The sequence below is a fragment of the Streptomyces flaveolus genome (genome assembly GCF_044765825.1).
Taxonomy (GTDB): domain Bacteria; phylum Actinomycetota; class Actinomycetes; order Streptomycetales; family Streptomycetaceae; genus Streptomyces; species Streptomyces flaveolus.
The window spans coordinates 950,396-973,044 of the sequence record NZ_JBIWKU010000001.1 but is presented as its reverse complement, the minus strand read 5'-3'; the positions used below and the strand labels follow the sequence as shown (position 1 = coordinate 973,044).

The following is a 22,649-nucleotide window of genomic DNA, read 5'->3' as shown; positions in this document are numbered from 1 at the left end:
CGTGCCAACCAGAGGGATCCGGCGATGATTCCCGGGTACGGCCGTCAGGCCGTCCGGTGCGCCCGTCCGGGCTACTCGCCCAGGAACCGCTCCAGCGCCTCCACCACCAGCCGGTGGTCCTCCACCTGCGGCAGCCCCGACACCGTCACCGCGCCGATCACGCCCACGCCCTCCACGGCGACCGGGAAGGAACCGCCGTGCGCCGCGTACGTGTCCGGGTCGAGCCGCGAGGAGTCCTCGAACGTCGTGCCCTTGGCCCGGAAACGGGCGCCCACCAGGTACGACGCCGAGCCGTACCGCTCCACCACCCGGCGCTTGCGGGCGATCCAGGCGTCGTTGTCGGGCGTCGAGCCGGGCAGGGCCGCGTGGAAGAGCTGCTGGCCGGCCCGGTGGATGTCGATGGCCACGGGTGCCCGGCGCTCCCGGGCCAGCTCCACCAGGAGCGAGCCCAGCGCCCACGCGTCGTCGTGGGTGAACCGGCGGAAGACCAGGCGGCGTTCCTGCTCCTCCAGCTCCTCCACGGTCGGGGCGGGGGACTGTTCGCGCGTCACAGGGCCACCACCACTCCGTCGCGGGCGGACCGGCGGGCCGCCTCCAGGACGTCCAGGGCGGCAGCCGCCTCCCGGACGCCGACCGGATTGGGGCCCTGCTCCCGCAGCGCCGCGGCGACGGCCGCGTAGTAGGCGGGGTAGTCGCCCGGGACGGTCGCCTCCACGCGCCCGCCGCCGGTCCTCGGGGACTCCCCGGCGCCCACGCGGCCCCACAGCGACTCGTCCTCCTCGCCCCAGCCGGGGCCCGGCCGCTTGCCCTCGCGCAGCGCGGCCTCCTGCGGGTCCAGGCCGTGCTTGACGTAGCCCGCCCGCGAGCCCAGCACCCGGAAACGGGGGCCGAGCAGGGCGGCGGTGGAGGAGACGTAGAGGTGCGAGCGGACGCCGTTCGCGTGCGTGATCGCGATGAACGTGTCGTCGTCCGCCTCGGCGCCGGCGCGGCGCACGACCGACTCGGCGTACACCTGTGTGGCCGGGCCGAACAGGACGAGCGCCTGGTCGACGACGTGGCTGCCGAGGTCGTAGAGGAGACCTCCGATCTCTGCCGGGTCGCCCGACTCGCGCCAGCCGCCCTTGGGCTCGGGCCGCCACCGCTCGAAGCGCGACTCGAAGCGCCACACGTCGCCGAGCGCGCCCTCGTCCAGCAGCTTGCGCAGGGTGAGGAAGTCGTTGTCCCAGCGGCGGTTCTGGAAGACGGAGAGCAGCAGCCCGCGCTCCTCGGCCAGCGCCGCCAGCTCGCGCGCCTCGGCGGCCGTGCCCGCGACCGGCTTGTCCACGACGACCGGCAGGCCGGCCTCCAGGGCGCGCCGGGCGAGCGGCACGTGGGTCTTGTTCGGGGACGCGATGACGATCAGGTCCAGCTCGGCGGCCCGGTCGAACAGCTCGTCCGGCGTGGCGACGGTCCGCACGTCCGGGAACGCGTCGCGGGCCTGCCGCTGCCGGTCCGGGTTCGAGGTGACCACCGTGTCCAGGGCCAGGCCCTCGGTGGCGGCGATCAGCGGGGCGTGGAAGACGGAGCCCGCGAGGCCGTAGCCGACGAGGCCGACGCGCAGAGGGGTGCCGGGGGGAGTACCAGTCATACGTCCACTTTGGCAACGCTGTTGCCAAAGTGCAAGCTGCGGGGACAATGGGAGGCGTGAACAGGGCTGACGGCGGGGGAACGGGCGACGGTACGCGCAGTGTCGCGGAGGGCGGCGGCGTGCGGGGTGCCGGGCGCGGTGGCGTGCGTGGAGGCGTGCGTGCCGCGGCGGGCGGGGCGAACCTGCTCGCCCTGCGCAGCCACAACACCGCCCTCGTCCTCGACCTGCTGCGCACCGCCGGTTCGCAGGGCATCAGCCGGCTCGAACTCGCCGAGCGCACCGGGCTCACCCCGCAGGCGGTCAGCAAGATCACCGCCCGGCTGCGGGCGGAGGGCCTCGCCGCCGAGGCCGGGCGCCGCGCGTCCACGGGCGGCAAGCCGCGGACGGTACTGCGGCTGGTGCCGGAGGCGGGACACGCGGTGGGCGTGCACCTGGACCGGGACGAGCTGCGGGCCGTGCTGGTCGACCTCACGGGGACGGTGGTGGGGGAGCGGCGGTCCCCCCTGGACCTGGGCGCGGGAGCGCCGGCCGTGCTGGAGGGGGTGGCGCGGGCGGCCGGGGGGCTGGTCGCCGACGTGCTGGGCGTGCCGGGCGGACGTCTCGCCGACGCACCCACGCTCCTCGGGCTCGGTGTCGCCCTCCCGGGGCCTCTCGACCACGTCCGGGGCGTACTGCACCGGGTCACCGGCTTCCCGGAGTGGGACGGCTTCCCGCTGCGGGACGCGCTGACCCGGCGCCTGGGCGTGCCGGTCGTCGTCGACAAGGACACCAACGCGGCAGCGCTGGGGCTGGCGGTCGGGGGCGAGAGGGGCTCCTTCGCCTATCTGCACCTCGGTACGGGACTCGGCGCCGGGCTCGTCTTCGGCGGCGGCGTGCACCGGGGCGCCCGGACCGGTGCCGGGGAGTTCGGGCACCAGGTCCTCCAGCTGGACGGGCCGCCCTGCACCTGCGGCGGGCGCGGGTGCGTCGAGGCCCTCTGCCTGGGCGCCGTCGCCCGCGACGACCTCGCGGAGGCGGCACGGGTACTGGGCGCGGGCGCCGCGAACCTCGCCGGGCTGCTGGACATCGACCTGGTCCTGCTCGGCGGCCGTACCGTCGCCGGCGCGCCCGAGGTGTTCGCCTCCGGGGTCGGCGCCGTCCTCGACGCCCGGGCCCGGCGCGAGGGCGGGCGTGAGGGCGCCGTACCGGTGCGGATAGCGCCCGGCGGGACGCGCGGGGTCGCCCAGGGCGCGGCCCAGCTGCTGCTGGCGCCGCTGTTCGGGCGGGGCGACGGGCCCTGACGCGGGGCCCCGTACGCCGAACGAGGGCTCCATTGCCGCCGTTCGAGGGGCACACCCCGAACGGCGGTCCCGGTGACCGCGACCGTCCGACACGCTCATGTGTTCATGCGACTGTTCACGCCCGCGTTCCCCTGCCTGGCGGCGGCAGCCGCCCTCCTGGCCGCAGCCTGCCCGGCCGCCGCCGCACTCGCGGCCCCCGTCGGCCCCAGCGCCCCGCTGCCCGCCTGCACGGCTCCCGACGACCACACCTTCCCGCTCACCACCCGCATCCACGGCGGTCCGAGCGCCTACGAGTCCGGCGGCTACGGCACCTGGTACCTGGACCTCACCAACACCACGTCCCGCACCTGCGAGGCCGTCCACCCGGTCGTCGTCCTCGTCGACGAGCGGCGGGCCCTGGAGCCGGCGCAGGCCCGCCTGGAGTTCTACGACGGCGACCACCCCCGCCCCGTCACCTTCGAGGCGACCGGCCACGACGAGCTGATCGGCGCCTTCGGCGAGGGCGACGCCGCCTTCCCCGGCTTCACCGTCGGCCCCGGCAGGACCCTCACCGTGAAGGTGCGGCTCGCGCTCACCTCGGACGCGGCGCCCGGCGAGGTCACCGCCAACGCGGCCGTCGTCCAGCGCCGGGGCGACGACGGCGACTGGATCGGCCAGTCGAACGACTACCGCTTCCGCGTCCGGACCGGCGGCCCGTCCGACGAGTCGGCCGCCGGGAACGCGGAGCCCGTCGCACCCTCCGTCGCCTCCACCCCCGACAGCCGGGGCACCGGGTTCCCGTTCGCCGACGAACTCGCCGGCACGGGAACGGGCCGCCTGGGTGCGCCCCTCGCGACCGCCGCCCTGCTCCTCGCCACCGGCGCGGTGGCCGTACTGCTGACCCACAGACGCCGCTGACACCGGGGCGCCGTACTGGTGGCCGCCCCTGACACCCCGGGCGTCGGTCCGGCGGGCGGGGCTTCCCGGGGTACCGGACCCGTGGACGCGCCGAGCGGCGACGCCGCCCTCGCCGCCGCCCGCCCCGAGGTCCCGTCGGCCCCCGCGTCCGCGTCTGCGACGATCCCTGCGTGGACTACCCGAACGACCAGGCCCCCGGCGCCCCCGTCCGCTCCGGGATCCCGGAGCACGGCCGCGTGCCGAAGTACTACGCCGTCAAGGCGCGGATCGACCGTCTCGTCGGCGAGCTGGGGGAGGGCAGCGCCATCCCCACCGAGCGGGACCTCTCCGAGCGGTACGAGGTCGCCCGCGAGACGGTCCGGCAGGCCCTGCGTGAGCTCGTCCTCGAGGGCAAGCTGCGCCGGCAGGGGCGCGGCACGGTGGTCGCCGGCCCCAAGCTGGCCCAGCCGCTGTCCCTGGCCAGCTACACCGAGGGCGTCCGGCGCCAGGGGCGTACCCCCGGCCGCGCGCTCGTCACCCTCGACCGCTTCCCCTGCCCCGACCCGCTCGCCGCCGAGACCGGCCTCACGCGCGGCGAGCCCGTCTGGCACCTGGAGCGCGTGCTGCTCGCGGACGACGAGCGGGTCGGCCTGGAGAGCACCTACGTCGCCGTGGCCCGCATCCCCGACCTGGACACCGCCTTCGACCCGGACTCGTCCTTCTACGCCCACCTCGCCGCGCAGGGCATCGCCTTCGGGGACGCCGACGAACGGATCGAGACCGTGCTGGCCACCCCGCGCGAGGCCCTGCTCATCGGCACCCCGCCGGCCCTCCCGATGCTGCTCATCCACCGCGTCTCCCGCGACACCGAGGGCCGCCCGCTGGAGCGGGTGCGCACGCTCTACCGCGGCGACCGCTTCTCGTTCACCACCCACCTGAGCGGCTGACAGAACACCCTCGCCGACCATCCGGAGAAGTAACGAAATGATAACGGGTCTAGCCCAAACGTGATGACCAGTTCACGCTCTCGTTGTCAGCCGGATTCCTCCGGTTCCCCGATGCCAAGGAGCGTTGCGGTCGTGAGAGTGATAGTCGTCGGAGCCGGCGTGGTGGGCACCATGCACGCCTGGCACGCAGTGGAACGCGGCCACGAGGTCGTACAGATCGAGCGCGAGACCGAGGCGCGCGGCGCCTCGCTGCGCAACTTCGGCCAGATCTGGGTGAGCGGCCGCGCGGGCGGCGAGGAGCTGGAGACCGCGCTCAGGGCCCGGGAGCTGTGGGAGGAGATCGGTGGCCGGATCCCGGCGCTCGGCTTCCGCCCGAACGGTTCCCTGACCCCGCTGCGCGGCGACCTCGAACGCGCCGTCGCCGAGGCGGCCGTCGCCCGCCCGGACGCCGCCGCCCGCGGCCACAAGCTCCTCACCCCGGCCGAGGCCCGCGCCCTCAACCCCGCCCTGCGCGGCGAGTTCGACGCCGCCCTGTACTGCGAGCGCGACGCGGCCGTCGAACCGCGCACCGCCCAGCTCGCCCTGCGCGCCGAGCTGCTCGAGTCGCCGCACTACACGTTCCTGCCCGGCCGAGAGGTCCGCGACGTCATCGGCGAGAACGCCGTCCGCGACGACCACGGCGACGTGCACACCGGCGACGCCGTCGTCCTGTGCACCGGCGCCTGGCTCGGCGGCCTCGTGCGCGAGCTGGCCGGGCCCGACCTGCCCGTGCGCCGGGTCCGCCTCCAGATGATGCAGACCGACCCGCTGGGCGAACCGCTGACCACCTCGGTCGCCGACGCCGACAGCTTCCGTTACTACCCCGCGTACGGCTCGCCCGCCCTGGACGAGCTGAACGCACGGCAACCGCAGCCGGCCACGGCCGCGGACCACAGGATGCAGCTGCTGATGGTCCAGCGCGCCGACGGCGGCCTGACCATCGGCGACACCCACGAGTACGAGCACCCCTTCGCCTTCGACACCGTCGAGGACCCCTACGAGCACCTCGCCGGCGTCGTCGAGTCCCTCCTCGGACGCCCGCTGCCGCGGATCCGCCGCCGCTGGGCCGGGGTGTACGCGCAGTGCACGGACACCGGCCGTGTCGTGCACCGGCAGCAGGTGCGCGAAGGGGTCTGGCTGGTCACCGGGCCCGGCGGGCGCGGCATGACCTGCTCACCCGCGATAGCCGAGACCACCGCGAACGAACTGGGCTGGTGAGAGCACCCATGACCACGACAGACATCCGGCTCGTCGTCCTCGACATGGCCGGCACCACCGTCGCCGACGGCGGCCTCGTCGAGCGCGCCTTCGACACCGCCGCCCGCGAACTGGGCGTCGAGCCCGGCACCGCCGACCACGCCGAGAAGCTCGACTACGTCCGCGCCACCATGGGCGAGTCCAAGATCTCCGTCTTCCGGCACCTCTTCGGCGACGAGGACCGCGCCCGCCGCGCCAACACCGCCTTCGAGAAGGCGTACGGCGAACTCGTCGACGACGGCCTGATCGCCCCCGTCCCCGGCGCCCGCGAGGCCGTCGAGGAACTCACCGCCGACGGGCGCACCGTCGTCCTGACCACCGGCTTCGCCCGCGTCACCCAGGACGCCGTCCTCGACGCGCTCGGCTGGCGCGACCTGGTGCCGCTCACCCTGTGCCCCGCCGACGCGGGCGGACGCGGACGGCCGTACCCCGACATGCTGCTGGAGGCGTTCCTGCGCACCAAGGCCGCCGAGGACGTCCGCCAGGCCGCCGTCGTCGGCGACACCTCGTACGACGTGCTCAGCGGCGTCCGCGCCGGCGCCGGACTGGTCGCCGGGGTGCGCACCGGGGCCCACGGGGACGACGCCTTCCGCGAGGCGGGCGCGACCCACGTGCTGGACTCCGTCGCCGGTCTGCCCGCCCTCCTGCGGGGAGCAGCCGGCTGATGAGCACCGCAAGCAGCGGCATCCGCTTCGACTCGGTCACCGTCGCCTACGACGGCAACGTCGTCCTGGACGCCCTCGACCTCACCGTCGGACCGGGCGAGGTCATGGCGCTGCTCGGGCCGTCCGGATCCGGCAAGACCACCGCGCTGCGGGCGGTCGCCGGGTTCGTACGGCCCGCCTCCGGGCGGGTCTTCCTCGGCGAGCGGGACGTCACCGACCTGCCCCCGCACCGGCGGGGCATCGGCATGGTCGTCCAGAGCTACGCCCTCTTCCCGCACATGCGGGTCGAGGAGAACGTCGCCTTCGGCCTCAAGGCCCGCAAGGCGCCCAAGGCCGAGATCCGCGAACGGGTCGGCGAGGCCCTGGAGATGACGGGCATGGCCGCCTACGCCCGCCGCCACCCGCGCGAGCTGTCGGGCGGCCAGCAGCAGCGCGTCGCCATCGCCCGTGCGTTGGCCGTCCGGCCGGACGTCCTCCTCCTCGACGAGCCACTCTCCGCCCTCGACGCCCAGCTGCGGTCCGGGATGCTCGCCGAACTGGCGCGCCTCCACCGGGAACTCCCCGACGTGTCGATCCTGTACGTCACCCATGACCAGGTGGAGGCGCTGACCCTCGCCGACCGGATCGCCGTGATGGACAAGGCGAAGCTGCGCGCGTGCGGGACGCCGAGGGAGCTGTACCGGGCGCCGGCCGACGAGTTCACCGCGTCCTTCGTGGGCGGCGCGAACCTGCTGCCGGTGACCGTGGGGGACGGGGGAGTCGCCTTCGGCGGCGCCGAGATCAAGGTCGACACGGCGGGCGCGGCGCCGGGTGCCTCGGCCACCCTGTGCGTACATCCGCATCTGGTCGGGCTCGGTGACGGGCCCAACCGGCTCACCGGCACGGTGGGGGAGATCCAGTGGCGGGGTGCCACACACCGGCTCCTCGTCGACGTGGCCGGCCACCGGGTCATGGCCGACCTGCGTGAACTGCGGAATCCGCCGGTGGTGGGGGAGACGGTGAGCGTGCACTTCGCGTCCGACGACGCGGTGTTGCTGCCCGCAGGGGTGAACCATGGCTGAGATCGCGCGGGACGTGCGGGTGGGTCGTGGCCGGCCGCGCCCAAGCGGCGGTAGCCGCACATCAGACACAGCCACGCGCCCCTACGGGGCGCTTCTGTGGGCGCTTCCTCCCCTGGCTCTGCTCGCCCTCGTCTTCCTCTACCCCCTCGCCCTCGTCGTCCGGCAGTCCGTCCAGCCGGACACCGGCGGCACCTCGCTGAAGCCGTACGCCGACGTCTTCGCCTCCGAGGCGTTCCGTGAGGCGCTGTGGACGACCGTCTGGCTGGCGCTGGCCTCGACCGCCGGCTGCCTGGTCCTCGGTTTCCTCCTCGCCCTGGTCATCGCCTTCGTGCCGTTCCCCGGCGCCCGCGCGGTCTCCCGGTTCATCGACGTCTTCCTCTCCTTCCCGTCCTTCCTGATCACGCTCGCCCTGCTGTTCGTCTACGGCACGGTCGGCATGGCCAACGGACTGTGGACGGACGTGACGGGCGCCGCCGACGGGCCCTTCCAGTTCCTCACCACGCCCTGGGGCGTGCTGCTCGCGGAGATCACGTACTTCACGCCGTTCGTGATGCGCCCGCTGCTCGCCGCGTTCTCGGGGATCGACACCGCGCACATCGAGGCGGCAGGTTCGCTGGGCGCCCGCGCCCCGCGGATCGTGCGGCGGATCATCCTGCCGGAGGCGCTGCCCGCCCTCGCGGCCGGCGGCAGCCTCGTCCTCGTGCTCTGCCTCAACGAGTTCGGCATCGTCCTGTTCACCGGCGCCAAGGGCGTCACGACCCTGCCGATGCTCGTCTACGGCAAGGCGATCCTGGAGTCCGACTACCCGGGCGCCTGCGTGGTCGCCGTCGTCAACGTCCTGATCTCCGTGGGCCTGTACGGCCTGTACCGGGTGGTGAGCCGCCGTGCTGGTGCATAGCCGGGGGGCGAGGTGGACCCTGTGGGCCGCCTTCCTCGTCCTCTTCCTCCCCCTGTTCGCCCTGCCCCTCCTCGTCGTCCTCGGCGCCTCCTTCGCCACCCACTGGTCGAGCGTCCTGCCCTCCGGCTTCACCACCGCCAACTACCGGGCCGCCACCCGCGGCGAGGCCCTCCAGGCCCTCACCACCAGCCTGGTCACGGCCCTCATCGCGAGCCTGCTCGCGCTGACCGCCGGCACCTGGGCCGCGCTCGCCGCCGCCGCGCTGAAAAAGCGGCACCGCAAGGTCATGGACGCCCTGTTCGTCCTGCCCGTCGCGGTGCCCTCGGTGGTGGTCGGCCTCGCCGTCCTGGTCGCGTACTCACAGCCGCCGTTCCTCCTCAACGGCACCCGCTGGATCGTGATCATCGCCCACACGGTCCTGGTGACCGCCTTCGCCCACCAGTCCGTCTCCGCCGCGATCACCCGCCTCGACCCGGCGTACGAGCAGGCCGCCGCCTCCCTCGGCGCGAGCCCGGCGTACGTCCTGTGGCGGGTGCGGCTCCCCCTGCTGCTGCCGTCCCTGACCGCCGCCGCCGGGCTGTGCTTCGCCCTCTCCATGGGCGAGCTGAGCGCCACGATGATGCTCTACCCGCCCGACTGGACCCCGCTGCCCGTCCTGATCTACGCCTCCACGGACCGCGGCGCCCTGTTCACCGGCTCCGCGATCGCCGTGGTCCTGATGGCGGCCACCCTGCTAGTGCTGTTCGCCGTCTCCAGGATCCGCACCAGAGCCTCGTACCGGTAACCCGTCCCGCCTCCCCTCGCGCAAGGAGTTCATCTCGCCATGCCCAGAAAGCCCCTCCTCCCGGTCACCGCCCTGTGCCTGCTCGCCCTCCCGCTCACCGCCTGCGGCGGCACCTCCGCAGCCTCCGACGAGAACGTCGTCACCGTCTACAGCGCCGACGGCCTCAAGGGCGAGAACGGCGACGGCTGGTACGACCAGGTGTTCAAGGACTTCGAGAAGGAGACCGGCATCGAGGTCGAGTACGTCGAGGGCGGCTCCGGCGAGATGGTGCAGCGCGCCGCCCGCGAGAAGCGCAACCCGCAGGCCGACGTCCTCGTCACCCTCCCGCCCTTCATCCAGCAGGCCGACACCAAGGGCCTGCTGCAGAAGTACGCCCCTAAGGGTGCCGACCGGGTCAGCGGCGCCGACAAGGCCGAGAACGGCACCTGGACGGCCGTCGTCAACAACTACTTCGGCTTCGTCCACAACACGAAGGAGCTGAAGCAGGCCCCCGCCACCTGGGAGGACTTGCTCGACGGGAAGTACAGGAACAAGCTCCAGTACTCCACCCCGGGGGTCGCCGGCGACGGCACGGCCGTCCTCATCAAGGCCATGCACGACTTCGGCGGTGAGAAGCCGGCCATGGAGTACCTGAAGAAGCTCCAGGCCAACAACGTCGGCCCGTCCGCCTCGACCGGCAAGCTCGCCCCCAAGGTCGACAAGGGGGAACTGCTCGTCGCCAACGGTGATGTGCAGATGAACCACGCCCAGTCGAAGTCCATGCCGAACCTCGGCATCTGGTTCCCGGCGCCCGAGGGCGGCAGGCCCACCACCTTCGCGCTGCCGTACACGGCGGGCCTGGTCACCGGGGCCCCGCACACCGAGAACGGCAGGAAGCTCCTCGACTACCTGCTGAGCCAGAAGGCGCAGGCGCAGGTCAGCGAGATCGGAGGCGGCTTCGCGGCCCGCCAGGACGTCAAGGCCACCGACGCCGACGCCGTCGCCCTGACGAAGATCATGGACGGCGTCGAGGTCTTCGAGCCCGACTGGAACGACATCGAGGAGAACCTCACCGCGTACGTCGACGCCTGGAAGGCGGCCACCGGAAGCTGAGACGGCCGTTCCCCCAAGATCCTGCTCTGTTTAGGCTGGGGCGCACGCTGGACCGCGTACGGCAGGAGATCCCGCACATGGCAGACCGCAAGCCCATCGAGTCATGGCTCACCGACATGGACGGGGTGCTCATCCACGAGGGCGTCCCGATCCCCGGCGCCGACGCCTTCATCAAGAAGCTGCGCGAGTCCGGCAAGCCCTTCCTCGTCCTGACCAACAACTCGATCTACACCCCGCGGGACCTGCACGCCCGGCTGCGCCGCATGGGCCTGGAGGTCCCGATCGAGGCGATCTGGACCTCGGCGCTGGCGACCGCCAAGTTCCTGGACGACCAGCGGCCCGGCGGCTCGGCGTACGTCATCGGCGAGGCCGGCCTGACCACCGCCCTGCACGACATCGGCTACATCCTCACCGACCACGAGCCCGACTACGTGGTCCTCGGCGAGACCCGCACCTACTCCTTCGAGGCGATGACGAAGGCGGTACGGCTGATCAACGCCGGCGCCCGGTTCATCTGCACCAACCCCGACGAGACCGGCCCCTCCACCGAGGGCCCGCTCCCGGCGACCGGCGCGGTGGCCGCGCTGATCACCAAGGCGACCGGCAAGCAGCCCTACTTCGCGGGCAAGCCCAACCCGCTGATGATGCGCACCGGGCTCAACGCGATCGGCGCCCACTCCGAGACCAGCGCGATGATCGGCGACCGCATGGACACCGACGTGCTGGCCGGCATCGAGGCCGGGATGCAGACGTACCTGGTGCTCACCGGTCTGACCCGGCCGGAGCAGGTCGAGAACTTCCCGTACCGGCCGTCCAAGGTCGTCGACTCCATCGCGGACCTCGTCGAACGGGTCTGAAACCCGCGCCTCGCCCTCGTCGCCCGTTCGGAGCAGTGCCGGCCCCGCACCGGATGCGGGGGCGGTCCCCGCGGGGCAGCCTCCAGGTGACTGGAGGTACACGATGGGCTCACTGAAGGTAACTCTCTGCGCCGGAGCCGCGCTGGCCGCGGTGTGCGCGCCGGTCGCACCGACGGCGTACGCGGCGGACGGGGGCGGGGTCTCGGTGACGCCGTCCTCCCCGGCGCCCGGAACCGACGTCACGCTGCGCGTACCCGACTGCACCGAGCGGACGGCCGTCGCCGTGTCGGCGGCGTTCGAGTCGGACGTCCGGCTCTCCGTGGCCGCCGAGGACGGTGTCCTCGTCGGTTCCAGCACGGTCCGCTCCACGGTGGCGGCCGGTGCCTACGCCGTGCAGGTCACCTGCGGCGAGGACGCCCGCAAGGGCACCATCACCGTGGAGCGGCGGAACCGCCCGACCGCGCCCGCCTCACCCGTCGCCCCCGTCGACGCGGGCGGCGGCGGCACCGCGGAGCTGGCCGCGTCGGACACCGGGGACGGGGCGCGCGTCGATCCCCCCGGCACCGCGCACACCGTGACCGGCCTGGTGCTCGCCGGGATCGCCGCCGTCGCCGTGGGGCTGCGGGGGGTCCGCAGCCGGAGCCGCAGGACGGACTGACCATGTCCGACCACGATCAACGCCGCGAACACGACCAGATACGCCCCGTCGGCCCCGGCCGCCTGGTGAGCGGCATCGCCTGGGTGGTGCTGCTCCTCGGGCTGTGGCTGTGGGGCCGCGAGGCCACCGACGTACGCGAGGGCATGTCCCGTCCGGCCACCGGCGACATGGCGGCGGCCGGACGGCCCCCCGACATACCGCTGCCGCCCGCCCGCACGCCCCTCGGCGACGCCCTGCCCGAACGGCTGGACGTCCCAGAGCTCGGCATCAGCGCCCCGGTGGTGGCCCGCGGCCTCGACGGCAAGGGCGCGATCGACCCGCCGTCCTTCGACCAGGCCGACGCCGTCGGCTGGTACGCGGCCGGCGTGACCCCCGGGGCGGCCGGGACCGCCCTGATGGTCGGGCACGTCGACACCGAGACCCGCCCCGCCGTCTTCTACAAGATCAGCACCCTCGAACCCGGCGAGACGATCCGAGTGGTCCGCGACGACGCCGAGGTCGCCGAGTTCACCGTCGACGACATCCAGGTCCTCGACCGCGACGGCTTCGACGCCCGGCAGGCCTACGGGCCGCACGACGCGGGACGGGCCGAACTGCGGCTGATCACCTGCGGCGGCACCTTCGACCGCGCCACCGGCGGCTACACGGCCAACGTCGTCGTCTCGGCGTACCTCACGGGCACCGGCTCATGACCCGCGTATGTCAGGATTGAGCCTCCGAACGGTGCACCCAGGGGGGTTGGATGTACGGCAGCAGGGGGGCCGGAACGATGTCCGCGCGGCGGGCGTCCGCGGCGGTGCTGGGGGCGGCGCTGCTGATCGCGGGTTGTTCCTCGTCCGGCGACGACGAGGACAAGAACAAGGACGCGGGGGCCGGGATCACCCAGCAGCCCAAGGAGACCGATCCGTTCTGGGTCAATCCGGACGGCAACGCGGCCCAGCAGGTCGCGTCCCTGGAGAAGGCGGGGAAGAAGGACCAGGCCGACCGGATCCGCAAGATCGCCCAGCAGCCCACCGGCGAGTGGATCAGCCCGGAGAACCCGGAGGACCAGGCCCGCGGCTTCACCGAGGCCGCCGACAAGGCCGGGCGCACCGCGCTGCTCGTCCTCTACAACATCCCGCACCGCGACTGCGGCCAGTACTCGCAGGGAGGCGCCGCCGACGGCGACACCTACCGCTCGTTCATCGACGGCGTGGCCAAGGGCATCGGCGACCGTGCCGCCACCGTCGTCCTGGAGCCGGACGCCGTGCTCCACCTGGTCGACGGCTGCACCCCGGACGAGTTCCACGAGGAGCGCTACGACCTCCTCAAGGGGGCCATCGCCAAGCTCACGGCGCTGAAGAACACCAAGGTCTACCTGGACGCGGGCAACGCCGGCTGGGGCCACCCCGACCAGATCTTCGAGCCGCTCAAGTGGGCCGGCATCGACCAGGCCGACGGCTTCGCCGTCAACGTCTCCAACTTCTACTCCACCCAGGACTCCATCGCCTACGGCAAGCAGCTCTCCGCCAAGGTGGGCGGCAAGCACTTCGTCATCGACACCAGCCGCAACGGCAACGGCCCCTACACCGAGGGCAGCCCGGACGAGCGCTGGTGCAACCCTCCGGGCCGCGCCCTCGGCGAAACCCCGACGACGAAGACGGCCGACCCCTTGGTCGACGCCTACCTGTGGGTCAAGCGCCCCGGCGAATCGGACGGCGAATGCAAGGGCGGCCCGAAGGCGGGCGAATGGTGGCCCGACTACGCCTTGAAACTGGCGCAGGGATCAGGGGCCTAGGGGCGCGGGGAACTGCGCGACAAGCCACAGCGCTCCCGCACCCGAAGGCACCACCTGCGGGAGCGCTACGGCACGCGAACCCACTGCGCCTTGGAGGGCGTCCCCTGACCGTCGGTGACGAAGAGCATGTACCACCCCGACTGCACCAGGTTCTTCCCCTCCGGCACCGTCACCGTCAGCTTGTCCCCGTCCGCCTTGAAGTCCAGCGCGATGGACCGCTGATCCACGTCGGTGACATGCGTCGAGGCGCTCGGCCGGATCAGCCGCACCTTCTTGACCGTGGAGGCCGCCCGCGAGGTGAACGTCCCCGACTCACCGCGCGCGATGGTCCCCGGGCCGCCCGACAGGTCGGGCCGCGAGTCCCGGTACAGATACGGCGGCGTGTAGATCTCGACGCGCTGCTCGAACTTGCCCGGCTTGGTGTTGGCCTTGTCGGCGTACAGCGAGTCGGAGCCGAAGAACATCAGGCGCCCGTCGGGCAGCAGGATCGAACCGGAGTGGTAGTTCCGGCCCACCAGCGGGTCGGCCACCTTCTCGAACGTGTTGGTGTCCGGGTGGTAGAGCCGCGCCTGGTGGATGTTGGAGTCGCCGCGGCCCCGGTAGTCCCCCGAGCCGCCGGAGACCAGCACGGTGTCGTCGGGCAGGATCGAGGCCTGCGGGTAGCGCGTGCCCTTCTCCAGCGACGGCCCGTCCACGAACTTCGGGTCGTCGGCCTTCAGATCGACGATCCGCGTCTTCTCGCTGGCCAGCTTGGACTCGCCGACCCCGCCCCCGCCGATCACCATGTACTTCTCGTCCTGCGCCGGCGGCAGCAGCACGGTGCCCGAGGTCTCCAGCATGTTCGGGTCGCTCAGGCCGGGGATCTTGGTGAACTTGTTGGTCTCCACGTCCCAGATGCCCGGGTCGCGCCCGACGTCGTCGGGGCCGTACCCGGCGTTCGACCCCGAGTAGAAGACCTTGCCGTTCTGCATCAGGAACAGCGCCGGGTACGTCGGGAACTGGCGGACCTTGTCGAGGTAGGTCCACTTCTTGGTCTCCGGGTCGTAGACCTCGTTCTTGCCCGGGACCAGCTGGCCGATGTCGTCCAGGCCGGAGACGCTGAGGATCTTGCCGTCGCTCAGCGTGGTGAGCGTCGGGTACCAGCGGGCCTCGTGCATCGGGTCGACCTTGATGTACTTCTCGGCGACCGGGTCGAACTCGAAGGCGTCCCGGATGCCCTGGAAGTCCTTCTTGTCGAGGGCGAGCTTCTGCGCGATGCCGTAGGTGTTGCGCGCGTCGGCACCCGACAGGCCCTGGATGCGGTAGTTGTCCTCGGTGCCCGTCTCGTACTCGGCGCCGCTCTGCTGCGCCTCGACGTAGATCCGGCCGAGGCCCGGGTCGTTGCGGACGAACGCGCCGGTCGCCGGGTCGAAGACCTTCTTCGCGCGCGGCACCAGCACCGGGTCCTTGGAGACGAACGTCCTGCCGTTCTCCTTGCCGGTGAACCTGGTGCCCGCGGGCAGCGTGATCGGCTTGTCCGGGTTCTCGTTGTGAACGATCATCAGGCCGCCGGCCTTGGTGACGTCACCCTTGAGCTTCTCGTACCGCTTGGTACCGCCCGCGATCAGCAGATTGCCGTTGGCGAGCTGGGTGTGGCCGGTGCAGAACAGGTCGGCGGGCGTCGGCACCTTCTTGATGGTCCCCTTGACGGGGTCCCAGATCCGGGTGTCGAACTTCTTGTCGTCGAAGTTGTCCTGGTTGTTGCCCGACCCCGCGACGAGCAGCACCTTGCCGGTGCGCAGCAGCGCCGCGTGGATGGTGTTCTGCCGGTACTTCTCGGGAAACTCGATGATCTCCCACTTGCCGTTGGCGGCTTTGTACTCCGGCTTGTTGATCTTGTACTGGTGGTATTTCTCGGTTCCGAAGCGGTAGAGCCACGGCCCGTTCATCCCGGCCAGCGCTACTACCACCGCCGTGCCTATCGCGAAGCGACGGGCGCGGCGGCGGCCGGCACGGTCCTTCATTCCTTACGTCCCCCAAGTCCACCAAGGGCGATCTGCATGGTCTGGTCGCTGCCCCCGTCGGGGGAGGCGGCCCAGCTGGGCTTCTGCTGTGGCGTGTGCGCTCCGTGCGCTCCGTGCGCGCCGTGCGCGCCGTGCGCTCCGTAGGGCGCGACCTGCGCCGGCTGCGGCTGGTACGGCCCCGCGGGCGCCGCGTCCTCGGGCTGGGTGGGCGGCTCCGCGGGAGCCGCCGCGGCGGGCTTTTTCCTCGCCTGCCGCAGGGAGTGCCGCCACGCGAAGATCGGCGAGGCGGTGATCAGCAGCGCGAAGGTCGCCCAGATGATCATGGCGGGGTGGGAGTGGCCGAGGACGAGGCCGGCGGTGATCGAGCCGCCGAAGATGACGATGAAGTACCAGTGGTACCGGAAGGTCCCGAACAGGGTGTCCGGGCTCGCCGAGTCGCCCTTGGGCGTGACCACGAACTTGCTCTTGCGCCGCAGCACGGAGTCGATGAGCGCCTTCGCGTACAGCGGCGCCGACAGCGCGGACATCACCATGCCGGCCACACCGCCGGAGCCCTCCGGCTCGTGCGGCGAGACGTTGTGCCGGCGGTTCCAGACGTACAGGCCGATCTGGAGCGCGGAGGCGTTGCCGTAGAGCATCAGCCAGACCGCGGGGTCGATGTTCACACCCGAGGCGCCCATGCCCAGGAACAGCGCGCAGCTCAGCGCCGCCAGGATCCAGTTCATGGCCGACATGGGGTAGAAGATGATCATCATTGTGTAGTTGAAGAGCTTGCTCGGCGGCAGCGAGTACCAGCCCTTCCAGTACTGCTTGAGGATCGTCTCGTACGTCCCTCGCGACCAGCGCATCTGCTGGGTGAAGAAGTCCGTCCAGGCGTTCGGGCCCTCGCCGACGGCCAGCACGTCCGGGGTGTAGACCGAGCGCCACTTGCGGCCCGTGGCCGGGTTCTTGTGGCGGTGGATCTCGAAGCCGGTCGCCATGTCCTCGGTGATCGAGTCGTACAGACCGCCGATCTGCTTCAGTGCCCTGATGCGCACCGCGTTGGAGGTGCCCACGAACATCGGCGCGCCGTAGCGGTTGCCCGCGCGCTGGATCAGCGCGTGGAAGAGGAACTGCTGGGACTCGGCGGCCTTGGTGATCGGGTTGTCGTAGTTGCCGTAGACCTGCGGCCCGATGACGAAGCCGACGTCCGGGTCGCGGAAGAAACCGAGCATCCGCTCCAGGTAGTTCGGCAGCGGCACGTGGTCGGTGTCGACGGAGGCGAAGAAGTCGTAGTCGTCGCCGTGCGCCTCGAGCCAGGCGTTGTAGTTGCCGTGCTTGGTCTTGGCGCGGTGCGGGCCCTTGGGCATGTTCCACTTCGCGACGCCCTTGCGGGAGAAGTGGTGCACGCCGAGGCGCTCGCAGACCGCCTTCACCTCGGGGTCGTCGCCCTCGTCGAGGAGCCAGACGTGCATCAGACCGCGGTGGCGGATCTTGACGGCCGCCTCCAGGGTCTTCGTCACCATCTCCAGCGGCTCCTTGCCGGGCACGAAGGAGGTGAGGAAGGCGACCCGGGTGCCGGTCTCGGGCACCACCGGGATCGGGTCGCGGGCGACCAGCGTGGCGTGCGCGTTCGACAGCACGTTCAGGCAGCGGAAGAGCTCGATCAGGCCGATCGAGACGAGCATGACGATGTCGAGGGCGGGCAGCCAGTCGAAGGCCGGGTAGTCGCGCTCCGTCCAGTGCTCGGGCTGGAGCAGCCAGACCAGCAGCACCACCGACAGCAGCGGGGCCGCGGCCAGCATCAGGGCGACCCGGATGCGGTGCGGCTCCTGCGAGAGGAGCGAGCGGTACTGCACCTGGTACGGCTTGTGCGGGTCGGGCTGGGTGAGGGGGCCCGCGAGCCGGCTGTAGTGCTCGTAGTCGTATCTGGGCAGCGCCTTCTTTATCCGGCGGAACGAGCCGGTGTTCCAGGTCCGATGCGCAGGCACCCTGAGCTGGGTGGTCTGAGACGGGTCGTGGTCCTGCCCGGCGCCCGTCGGCGTCGACGTCATGAGTCATCCCCCCACACGCGGGTCAGCGCGTGTTTCGTCGCTTCCTTCGTCCGCCGGGTCCCCCTCGGCCGTCACGGACGTCACAGTGGTGGGTTGCTGTCACCACGGCATCCACACCTTATATAGACATGGAACAGCGACCCCCGGTTGCATGATGCCCCCCTCGGCATCCGGCCCCCCAACCGGACCAGGGTTCTACGGCGTTCGTCATGATCGCAAGAGCCCGAGGTTCCGGGTACGCCGAAGGCCCCCCGTGTGCTACGGAGGGCCTTCGACCGTCTGTGCGCCGCCAGGGACTCGAACCCCGGACCCGCTGATTAAGAGTCAGCTGCTCTAACCAACTGAGCTAGCGGCGCCTGCTGACCTGGAGAACTCTACCCGACGCCGCCGGGTGCTCCGGACCACGTCCGGGGCGGGCGTCCCCCGCGCGCGCCACCCGGGTACATCATTCGGACCGTCAACATGCGCATAAACGGGACAGTTGGGAAACTGATCACTGTGCGCCGGTGCGCACACCGTCGCGGACTTTGCCACTGCAGTGTGAGGGGAATCGCATGGAGACTCCGGTATTCGAGGAAATCGATCCCGTGAGCGACTGTGACTGCCCCGGTTGCCGGCACTGGCGCAGTGTCCTGCCGCATTCCCCGGACGGCCGGGCCTCCACCCGTCCGGCCGCCCACCGCGTCCTCGTGGTGGCCGCCGCCACCGCGGCCGCCGCCCTCGGCGCCGGCCAGGCGGCAGCGGCCCCGGCCGCCGCCGACGTACTCCACCGTCCCGGTGATCCGGCAGGTGAGGAGCCTGACACCCCGCAGGGTCCCAGGGCGCCGCTGCACGGTCCGACGGGCCGCCCGGCGGGTCCCCCGGCCGGTACGCTGCTGCCCGCGATCACCCGTACCGACATCATCGAGCGGGCCAAGACCTGGGTCACCGCGAAGGTGCCCTACAGCATGACCGCCTACTGGTCCGACGGTTACCGGCAGGACTGCTCGGGTTACGTGTCGATGGCCTGGAATCTGCCCACGAACGAATGGACCGGGAGTCTCGGCGCCTTCGCGGACCGGATCACCAAGGAAGAACTCCAGCCCGGCGACATCCTGCTGTTCCACAACACGTCCGACCCGCAGACGGGCTCCCACGTGGTGATCTTCGGCGGCTGGACGGACGACAAGCAGACCTCCTACACGGCCTACGAGCAGACCCCGCCGCACACCCGCAAGATGGCCACGCCCTACGCCTACTGGAGCAACTCCGCCAAGTACCTCCCCTACCGCTACAAGGGGGTGACCAGCGATACGACGCCGGCGGCGGGCGCCGCCGCGCCCGCCTCGCACGGGGTGCCCGGCTACCCGGGCCGGGCGATGTTCCGGCCGGGCGCGGACAACCCGTACGTCACCCAGCTCGGCGGGCAACTCGTGAAGAAGGGGTTCGGCAAGCACTACACGAGCGCGCCCGGGCCGCGCTGGGGCGAGGCGGACCGGCGGAACGTCGAGGCCTTCCAGCGCGCGCAGGGCTGGCGCGGCGGCGCTGTGGACGGCTACCCGGGCCCGGAGACCTGGCGGCGGCTCTTCTCGTGACCGCTCCCTCGGGGGGCACCGTTCGTGATCACCCGTTCATGACGCGTCTGGCGCGGAGGCTGGAGGACGCATGAGTACGACCTCTTCGACGACACCCTCGACGACCCCGGAGCCGGTCCCCGCATCGGTTCCGGCGTCGATTCCGCCGTCGCCGTCGCCGTCGCCCTCGGCTGCGGCCCCGGCTCCGGGCCCCGGGTTCGACGGGGCCGGGGAGGGCGTGGCGGGCGCGGTCCGGCCCGCGCGGCTCATCCACAACGAGGCGACCACCGAGATCCCCGTCCACCTGCTGTTCCGCGACGACCCCGCCTCGGCGCCGGTGCCGCTGCGGCCCGCGGTCGTCGAGCGCCGGCACGGCACGGGGGAGCAGCCGCGGATGCGGCGCCCCACCGCGGCGCGGCCCCGGCCGGTGGCCTCGGTCGACCCGGAGCTGACCGAGCGTCCGGCCCGGGTGCTGCCCGGAGTGGCGGGCGTGGCGGCGGGGGCCTGCGGGGTGGCGGGCTGTGCGGTCACCTCCTGGTGGGCCGGGATCGTGCCGCCGCTCGCCGTCGAGGCGCTGGGGCTGCCGGCGCAGGCGGGCGCCGGGCTCGGGCCCGCGCAGTGGGCGGCGTACCTGGCCGCCGGGGCGCTGGGACTGTTCGGCTTCGGCGGGCTGGCCCGGGGCCGGACCGGGCAGGCCTGGGTGCTCGGTCTGTTCGGCCGGTACCGGGGGACCGTCCGGCGCACGGGCCTGATGTGGGTGAACCCGCTGTTCCTGCGCCGCCCGGTCGATGTGCGGCTGCGGCACTGGCGCAGCGAGCCGATGCCCGCCGCCGACTCGAACGGGGTCGCGCTCAGGACGGTGACGCTGGTGGTGTGGCGGGTGCGGGACACCGTGCGGGTCACGCTGGGCGTCGAGGACCACGAGGCGTATCTGCGCGAGTGCGTCGAGGCGGCGCTGTCCCGGGTCCCGGTGGAGCCGGCGGGCACGGTCCGTGGCGCGGCGGACGTGGCGGCCGAGACGCTGACCCGGCTGGTGGCGGCGGACGCGGCGCCGGTCGGCCTGGAGGTGTTCTCGGTGCGGCCGGTGCGGGTGGAGTACGCCCCGGAGGTTGCCGCCGCGATGCACCGGCGCCGGATCGCCGCACTGGACGCGGCGCAGCGGGCGAGCGTGCTCACCTCGGTCGTGGACTCGGTGGAGGACACGGTGACCCGGCTGACGATGCGCGGGCTGGTGGAACTCGACGACTACGAGCGCAAGGTGCTGGTGAAGGACCTGACGGTGGCGTTCTGCGCGGGGCGGGGCGAGCCGGGGCCGTGAGCGGGGGCCGGGGCGGATCCCGGCCCGGGTTCTTCGATTGGTATGGACATGTTCAACTGACGGCAATAACCTGTGACTTGGTCTAGACCAGAAAAGCTCGCTGCACTTCCCCCACGTCACAGGAGAAGCAGTATGCGCACCAGGACCAAGTTGTCCGCCGCGGCGCTGGGCATCGCGACCACCGGAGCCCTCGTGCTCTCGTCCGGCGGCGCCAGCGGCCACGGCTACACCGACCTCCCCGTCAGCCGGCAGAAGGTGTGCCAGAACGGCACCGTCACCGGGTGCGGCTCCATCCAGTGGGAGCCGCAGAGCGTCGAGGGCCCCAAGGGCTTCCCGGCCGCCGGGCCGGCCGACGGGAAGATCTGCTCCGCGGGGCACGGCACGTTCGCCTCGCTCGACGCCCCCAAGCAGCCCAACGGCCAGGCGTGGCCGACCACCAAGGTGAACGGCGGGCAGAGCTACACCTTCCGCTGGCAGTTCACCGCCCGGCACGCCACGACCGACTTCAAGTACTACGTCACCAAGCCGGGCTGGAACCAGGACCACAGCCTGTCCCGGTCCGACCTCAACCTCACGCCGTTCTTCACGGTGCCCTACGGCGGCCAGCAGCCGCCGGCCACGCTCTCCCACACCGGCACGCTGCCGTCCGGGCTGAGCGGGCACCACGTGATCCTGTCGGTGTGGACGATCGCCGACACGGGCAACGCGTTCTACGCCTGCTCGGACGTGACCTTCTGAACGAAGGAGGGCCCCTCGCGTGTGCGAGGGGCCCTCTTCTGTGCGCCGCCAGGGACTCGAACCCCGGACCCGCTGATTAAGAGTCAGCTGCTCTAACCAACTGAGCTAGCGGCGCATGACTCTCGCCTTCCGCTTTCCGCGGTCGGCGACGACGAAAATACTACCTGGTCCGACGGGGTGCTCACGACCACCGCCCGCACGGGGCGCAGGCCCCTAGGGGGTGTCGTTCGGATCATGCCGCAGACGCGGGGTCTGGCTCACCGGCGCTGACGAAGAACCGCCGATTTCCTGGGACCTGATCCGAACGACACCCCCTAGATCGCCAGTGACAGCAGGACCGGCGTCGCGCCCCGGTTCAGGGCGTCCGCGGCCTGCCGCAGCCGGTGCGCGTGCTCGACGGGGAGCGACAGGGCCAGGCAGCCCGCGGCGGAGCCCGCCGTCAGCGGGACGGCCGCGCAGACCGTGCCCACCGCGTACTCCTGCAGATCGAGGACGGGCACCGTGGGCGGCTGGGACTCCAGCCGGGACAGCAGCAGCTTGTGGCTGGTGATGGTGCGCGAGGTCAGCCGGGCCATCTTGTGCCGGGCCAGGTGGTCGCGGCGGCCCGCGTGGTCCAGCTGGGTCAGCAGGCTCTTGCCGACCGCGGTGGCGTGCGCCGAGACGCGGAAGTCCACCCACTCGTTCACCCGGGGCGCGGCCGGGCTGTCGGCGTACTGGGTGACGCTGACCTCGCCGTCGACGTACCGGCTGATGTAGACGGCGGCGCCCACCGAGTCGCGCAGCCGGTCCAGGGTGTGCTGGAGCTTGTCGCGCACGGCCTCCTCGCGGCCGTGCGCCGAGCCCAGGCGGGCCAGGGCCTCGCCCGGGACGTAGGCCCCGTCGGTGGTCTGCTCGACGTAGCCCTCGCGGCGCAGCATGCGCAGGAGCGGGGTCAGCCGCTCCCGGCCGAGGCCGGTCTGCCGGGCGAGTTCGGTGTCGGTGATTCCGGTGCTGTGCCGCGCCACCGTCTCCAGGGCGCGCAGGGCGTCCTGGACCGAGTGGTGCGGCGCGGTCGGCTTGTGCTGCAGCGCCACGGTGGTCTCCCCCTGCGCTCGCTTCGTAGGCCCTGATCCGGACAGCGGGTCCCCTTCACGATAGCCGTCAAAGGGCCCGATGCGAGGAGGTGTTGGCCAGATTCCGCCGCCCT

21 protein-coding genes and 2 tRNA genes are annotated in these 22,649 nt (G+C 72.2%); 16 read left to right on the top strand and 7 right to left on the bottom strand.

The window, feature by feature from the left end; all coding sequences use genetic code 11:
* Positions 1 to 71: 71 nt before the first annotated feature.
* Both ACIRG6_RS04310 and ACIRG6_RS04305 read right to left on the bottom strand, forming a co-directional pair.
* Complete coding sequence (locus ACIRG6_RS04310) at positions 72 to 551, bottom strand: heme-degrading domain-containing protein (protein ID WP_350720583.1); 480 nt, start codon at positions 549 to 551, stop codon at positions 72 to 74.
* On the bottom strand, positions 548 to 1,627 hold the full coding sequence (locus ACIRG6_RS04305) for a Gfo/Idh/MocA family oxidoreductase (protein WP_318212981.1): 1,080 nt from the start codon (positions 1,625 to 1,627) through the stop codon (positions 548 to 550). Before ACIRG6_RS04305 ends, ACIRG6_RS04310 begins: the two co-directional genes overlap by 4 nt.
* A gap of 47 nt (positions 1,628 to 1,674) precedes the next feature.
* Between ACIRG6_RS04305 and ACIRG6_RS04300 the strand changes: the two genes are divergently transcribed.
* The 13 genes from ACIRG6_RS04300 (at position 1,675) to ACIRG6_RS04240 (ending at position 13,818) form a co-directional block, all read left to right on the top strand.
* Positions 1,675 to 2,907 carry an ROK family transcriptional regulator gene (locus ACIRG6_RS04300; protein WP_403320621.1) on the top strand — a complete coding sequence of 411 codons (1,233 nt, stop codon included), beginning with the start codon at positions 1,675 to 1,677 and terminating at the stop codon, positions 2,905 to 2,907.
* Between the two features lie 105 nt (positions 2,908 to 3,012).
* Entirely contained in the window at positions 3,013 to 3,804 is a 792-nt protein-coding gene (locus ACIRG6_RS04295; RefSeq protein WP_403320619.1) for a hypothetical protein, read from the top strand.
* A 170-nt stretch (positions 3,805 to 3,974) separates the two neighbouring features.
* Positions 3,975 to 4,730: a GntR family transcriptional regulator gene (locus ACIRG6_RS04290; RefSeq protein ID WP_239766401.1), complete on the top strand. Its 756-nt coding sequence runs from the start codon at positions 3,975 to 3,977 to the stop codon at positions 4,728 to 4,730.
* 132 nt (positions 4,731 to 4,862) lie between these two features.
* Positions 4,863 to 5,987, top strand: a complete 1,125-nt coding sequence (locus tag ACIRG6_RS04285; protein ID WP_403320617.1) for a TIGR03364 family FAD-dependent oxidoreductase — start codon at positions 4,863 to 4,865, stop codon at positions 5,985 to 5,987.
* Positions 5,988 to 5,995: 8 nt separating this feature from the next.
* A complete protein-coding gene (locus tag ACIRG6_RS04280; RefSeq protein WP_403320615.1) occupies positions 5,996 to 6,691 on the top strand; it encodes an HAD family hydrolase in 696 nt (231 codons plus the stop codon).
* Positions 6,691 to 7,752, top strand: coding sequence for an ABC transporter ATP-binding protein (locus ACIRG6_RS04275; protein WP_364674770.1), 1,062 nt, complete (start codon positions 6,691 to 6,693; stop codon positions 7,750 to 7,752). The genes ACIRG6_RS04280 and ACIRG6_RS04275 overlap by 1 nt, the downstream gene beginning before the upstream one ends.
* Positions 7,745 to 8,650, top strand: a complete 906-nt coding sequence (locus tag ACIRG6_RS04270; protein ID WP_403320612.1) for a 2-aminoethylphosphonate ABC transporter permease subunit — start codon at positions 7,745 to 7,747, stop codon at positions 8,648 to 8,650. Before ACIRG6_RS04275 ends, ACIRG6_RS04270 begins: the two co-directional genes overlap by 8 nt.
* Positions 8,637 to 9,434, top strand: coding sequence for an ABC transporter permease (locus ACIRG6_RS04265; RefSeq protein ID WP_365022315.1), 798 nt, complete (start codon positions 8,637 to 8,639; stop codon positions 9,432 to 9,434). The genes ACIRG6_RS04270 and ACIRG6_RS04265 overlap by 14 nt, the downstream gene beginning before the upstream one ends.
* A 39-nt stretch (positions 9,435 to 9,473) precedes the next feature.
* A complete protein-coding gene (locus tag ACIRG6_RS04260) occupies positions 9,474 to 10,526 on the top strand; it encodes a 2-aminoethylphosphonate ABC transporter substrate-binding protein (protein WP_403320610.1) in 1,053 nt (350 codons plus the stop codon).
* Positions 10,527 to 10,603: 77 nt separating this feature from the next.
* On the top strand, positions 10,604 to 11,383 hold the full coding sequence (locus ACIRG6_RS04255) for an HAD-IIA family hydrolase (RefSeq protein WP_189230940.1): 780 nt from the start codon (positions 10,604 to 10,606) through the stop codon (positions 11,381 to 11,383).
* 103 nt (positions 11,384 to 11,486) lie between these two features.
* Positions 11,487 to 12,041: a hypothetical protein gene (locus ACIRG6_RS04250; protein WP_364674759.1), complete on the top strand. Its 555-nt coding sequence runs from the start codon at positions 11,487 to 11,489 to the stop codon at positions 12,039 to 12,041.
* A gap of 2 nt (positions 12,042 to 12,043) precedes the next feature.
* Positions 12,044 to 12,733, top strand: coding sequence for a class F sortase (locus ACIRG6_RS04245; RefSeq protein WP_403320607.1), 690 nt, complete (start codon positions 12,044 to 12,046; stop codon positions 12,731 to 12,733).
* Between the two features lie 50 nt (positions 12,734 to 12,783).
* Positions 12,784 to 13,818, top strand: coding sequence for a glycoside hydrolase family 6 protein (locus ACIRG6_RS04240; RefSeq protein WP_364674753.1), 1,035 nt, complete (start codon positions 12,784 to 12,786; stop codon positions 13,816 to 13,818).
* A 65-nt stretch (positions 13,819 to 13,883) separates the two neighbouring features.
* Here the strand turns inward: ACIRG6_RS04240 and ACIRG6_RS04235 are convergent, their stop codons facing one another.
* The 3 genes from ACIRG6_RS04235 to ACIRG6_RS04225 form a co-directional block, all read right to left on the bottom strand.
* Complete coding sequence (locus tag ACIRG6_RS04235; protein ID WP_364674750.1) at positions 13,884 to 15,821, bottom strand: radical copper oxidase GlxA; 1,938 nt, start codon at positions 15,819 to 15,821, stop codon at positions 13,884 to 13,886.
* Complete coding sequence (locus ACIRG6_RS04230; protein ID WP_364819448.1) at positions 15,818 to 17,854, bottom strand: glycosyltransferase family 2 protein; 2,037 nt, start codon at positions 17,852 to 17,854, stop codon at positions 15,818 to 15,820. Before ACIRG6_RS04230 ends, ACIRG6_RS04235 begins: the two co-directional genes overlap by 4 nt.
* A gap of 282 nt (positions 17,855 to 18,136) precedes the next feature.
* A tRNA-Lys gene (locus ACIRG6_RS04225) sits at positions 18,137 to 18,210 on the bottom strand.
* A 198-nt stretch (positions 18,211 to 18,408) separates the two neighbouring features.
* Here ACIRG6_RS04225 and ACIRG6_RS04220 point away from each other — a divergent pair.
* The 3 genes from ACIRG6_RS04220 to ACIRG6_RS04210 all read left to right on the top strand — a co-directional run bounded on the left by ACIRG6_RS04220 (position 18,409) and on the right by ACIRG6_RS04210 (position 21,463).
* Positions 18,409 to 19,428, top strand: a complete 1,020-nt coding sequence (locus ACIRG6_RS04220) for a peptidoglycan-binding protein (RefSeq protein ID WP_403320606.1) — start codon at positions 18,409 to 18,411, stop codon at positions 19,426 to 19,428.
* A gap of 70 nt (positions 19,429 to 19,498) precedes the next feature.
* Positions 19,499 to 20,725 (top strand): SPFH domain-containing protein, encoded by a 1,227-nt coding sequence (locus ACIRG6_RS04215; protein ID WP_403320605.1) that lies wholly within the window; start codon positions 19,499 to 19,501, stop codon positions 20,723 to 20,725.
* 132 nt (positions 20,726 to 20,857) lie between these two features.
* The gene (locus ACIRG6_RS04210; protein WP_318219505.1) at positions 20,858 to 21,463 is read left to right on the top strand and encodes a lytic polysaccharide monooxygenase auxiliary activity family 9 protein; all 606 of its coding nucleotides are present in this window, start codon (positions 20,858 to 20,860) and stop codon (positions 21,461 to 21,463) included.
* 41 nt (positions 21,464 to 21,504) lie between these two features.
* Here ACIRG6_RS04210 and ACIRG6_RS04205 read toward each other — a convergent pair.
* Positions 21,505 to 21,578, bottom strand: a tRNA-Lys gene (locus tag ACIRG6_RS04205).
* 199 nt (positions 21,579 to 21,777) lie between these two features.
* Complete coding sequence (locus ACIRG6_RS04200) at positions 21,778 to 22,536, bottom strand: IclR family transcriptional regulator (RefSeq protein WP_364819444.1); 759 nt, start codon at positions 22,534 to 22,536, stop codon at positions 21,778 to 21,780.
* Positions 22,537 to 22,649 lie beyond the last annotated feature (113 nt).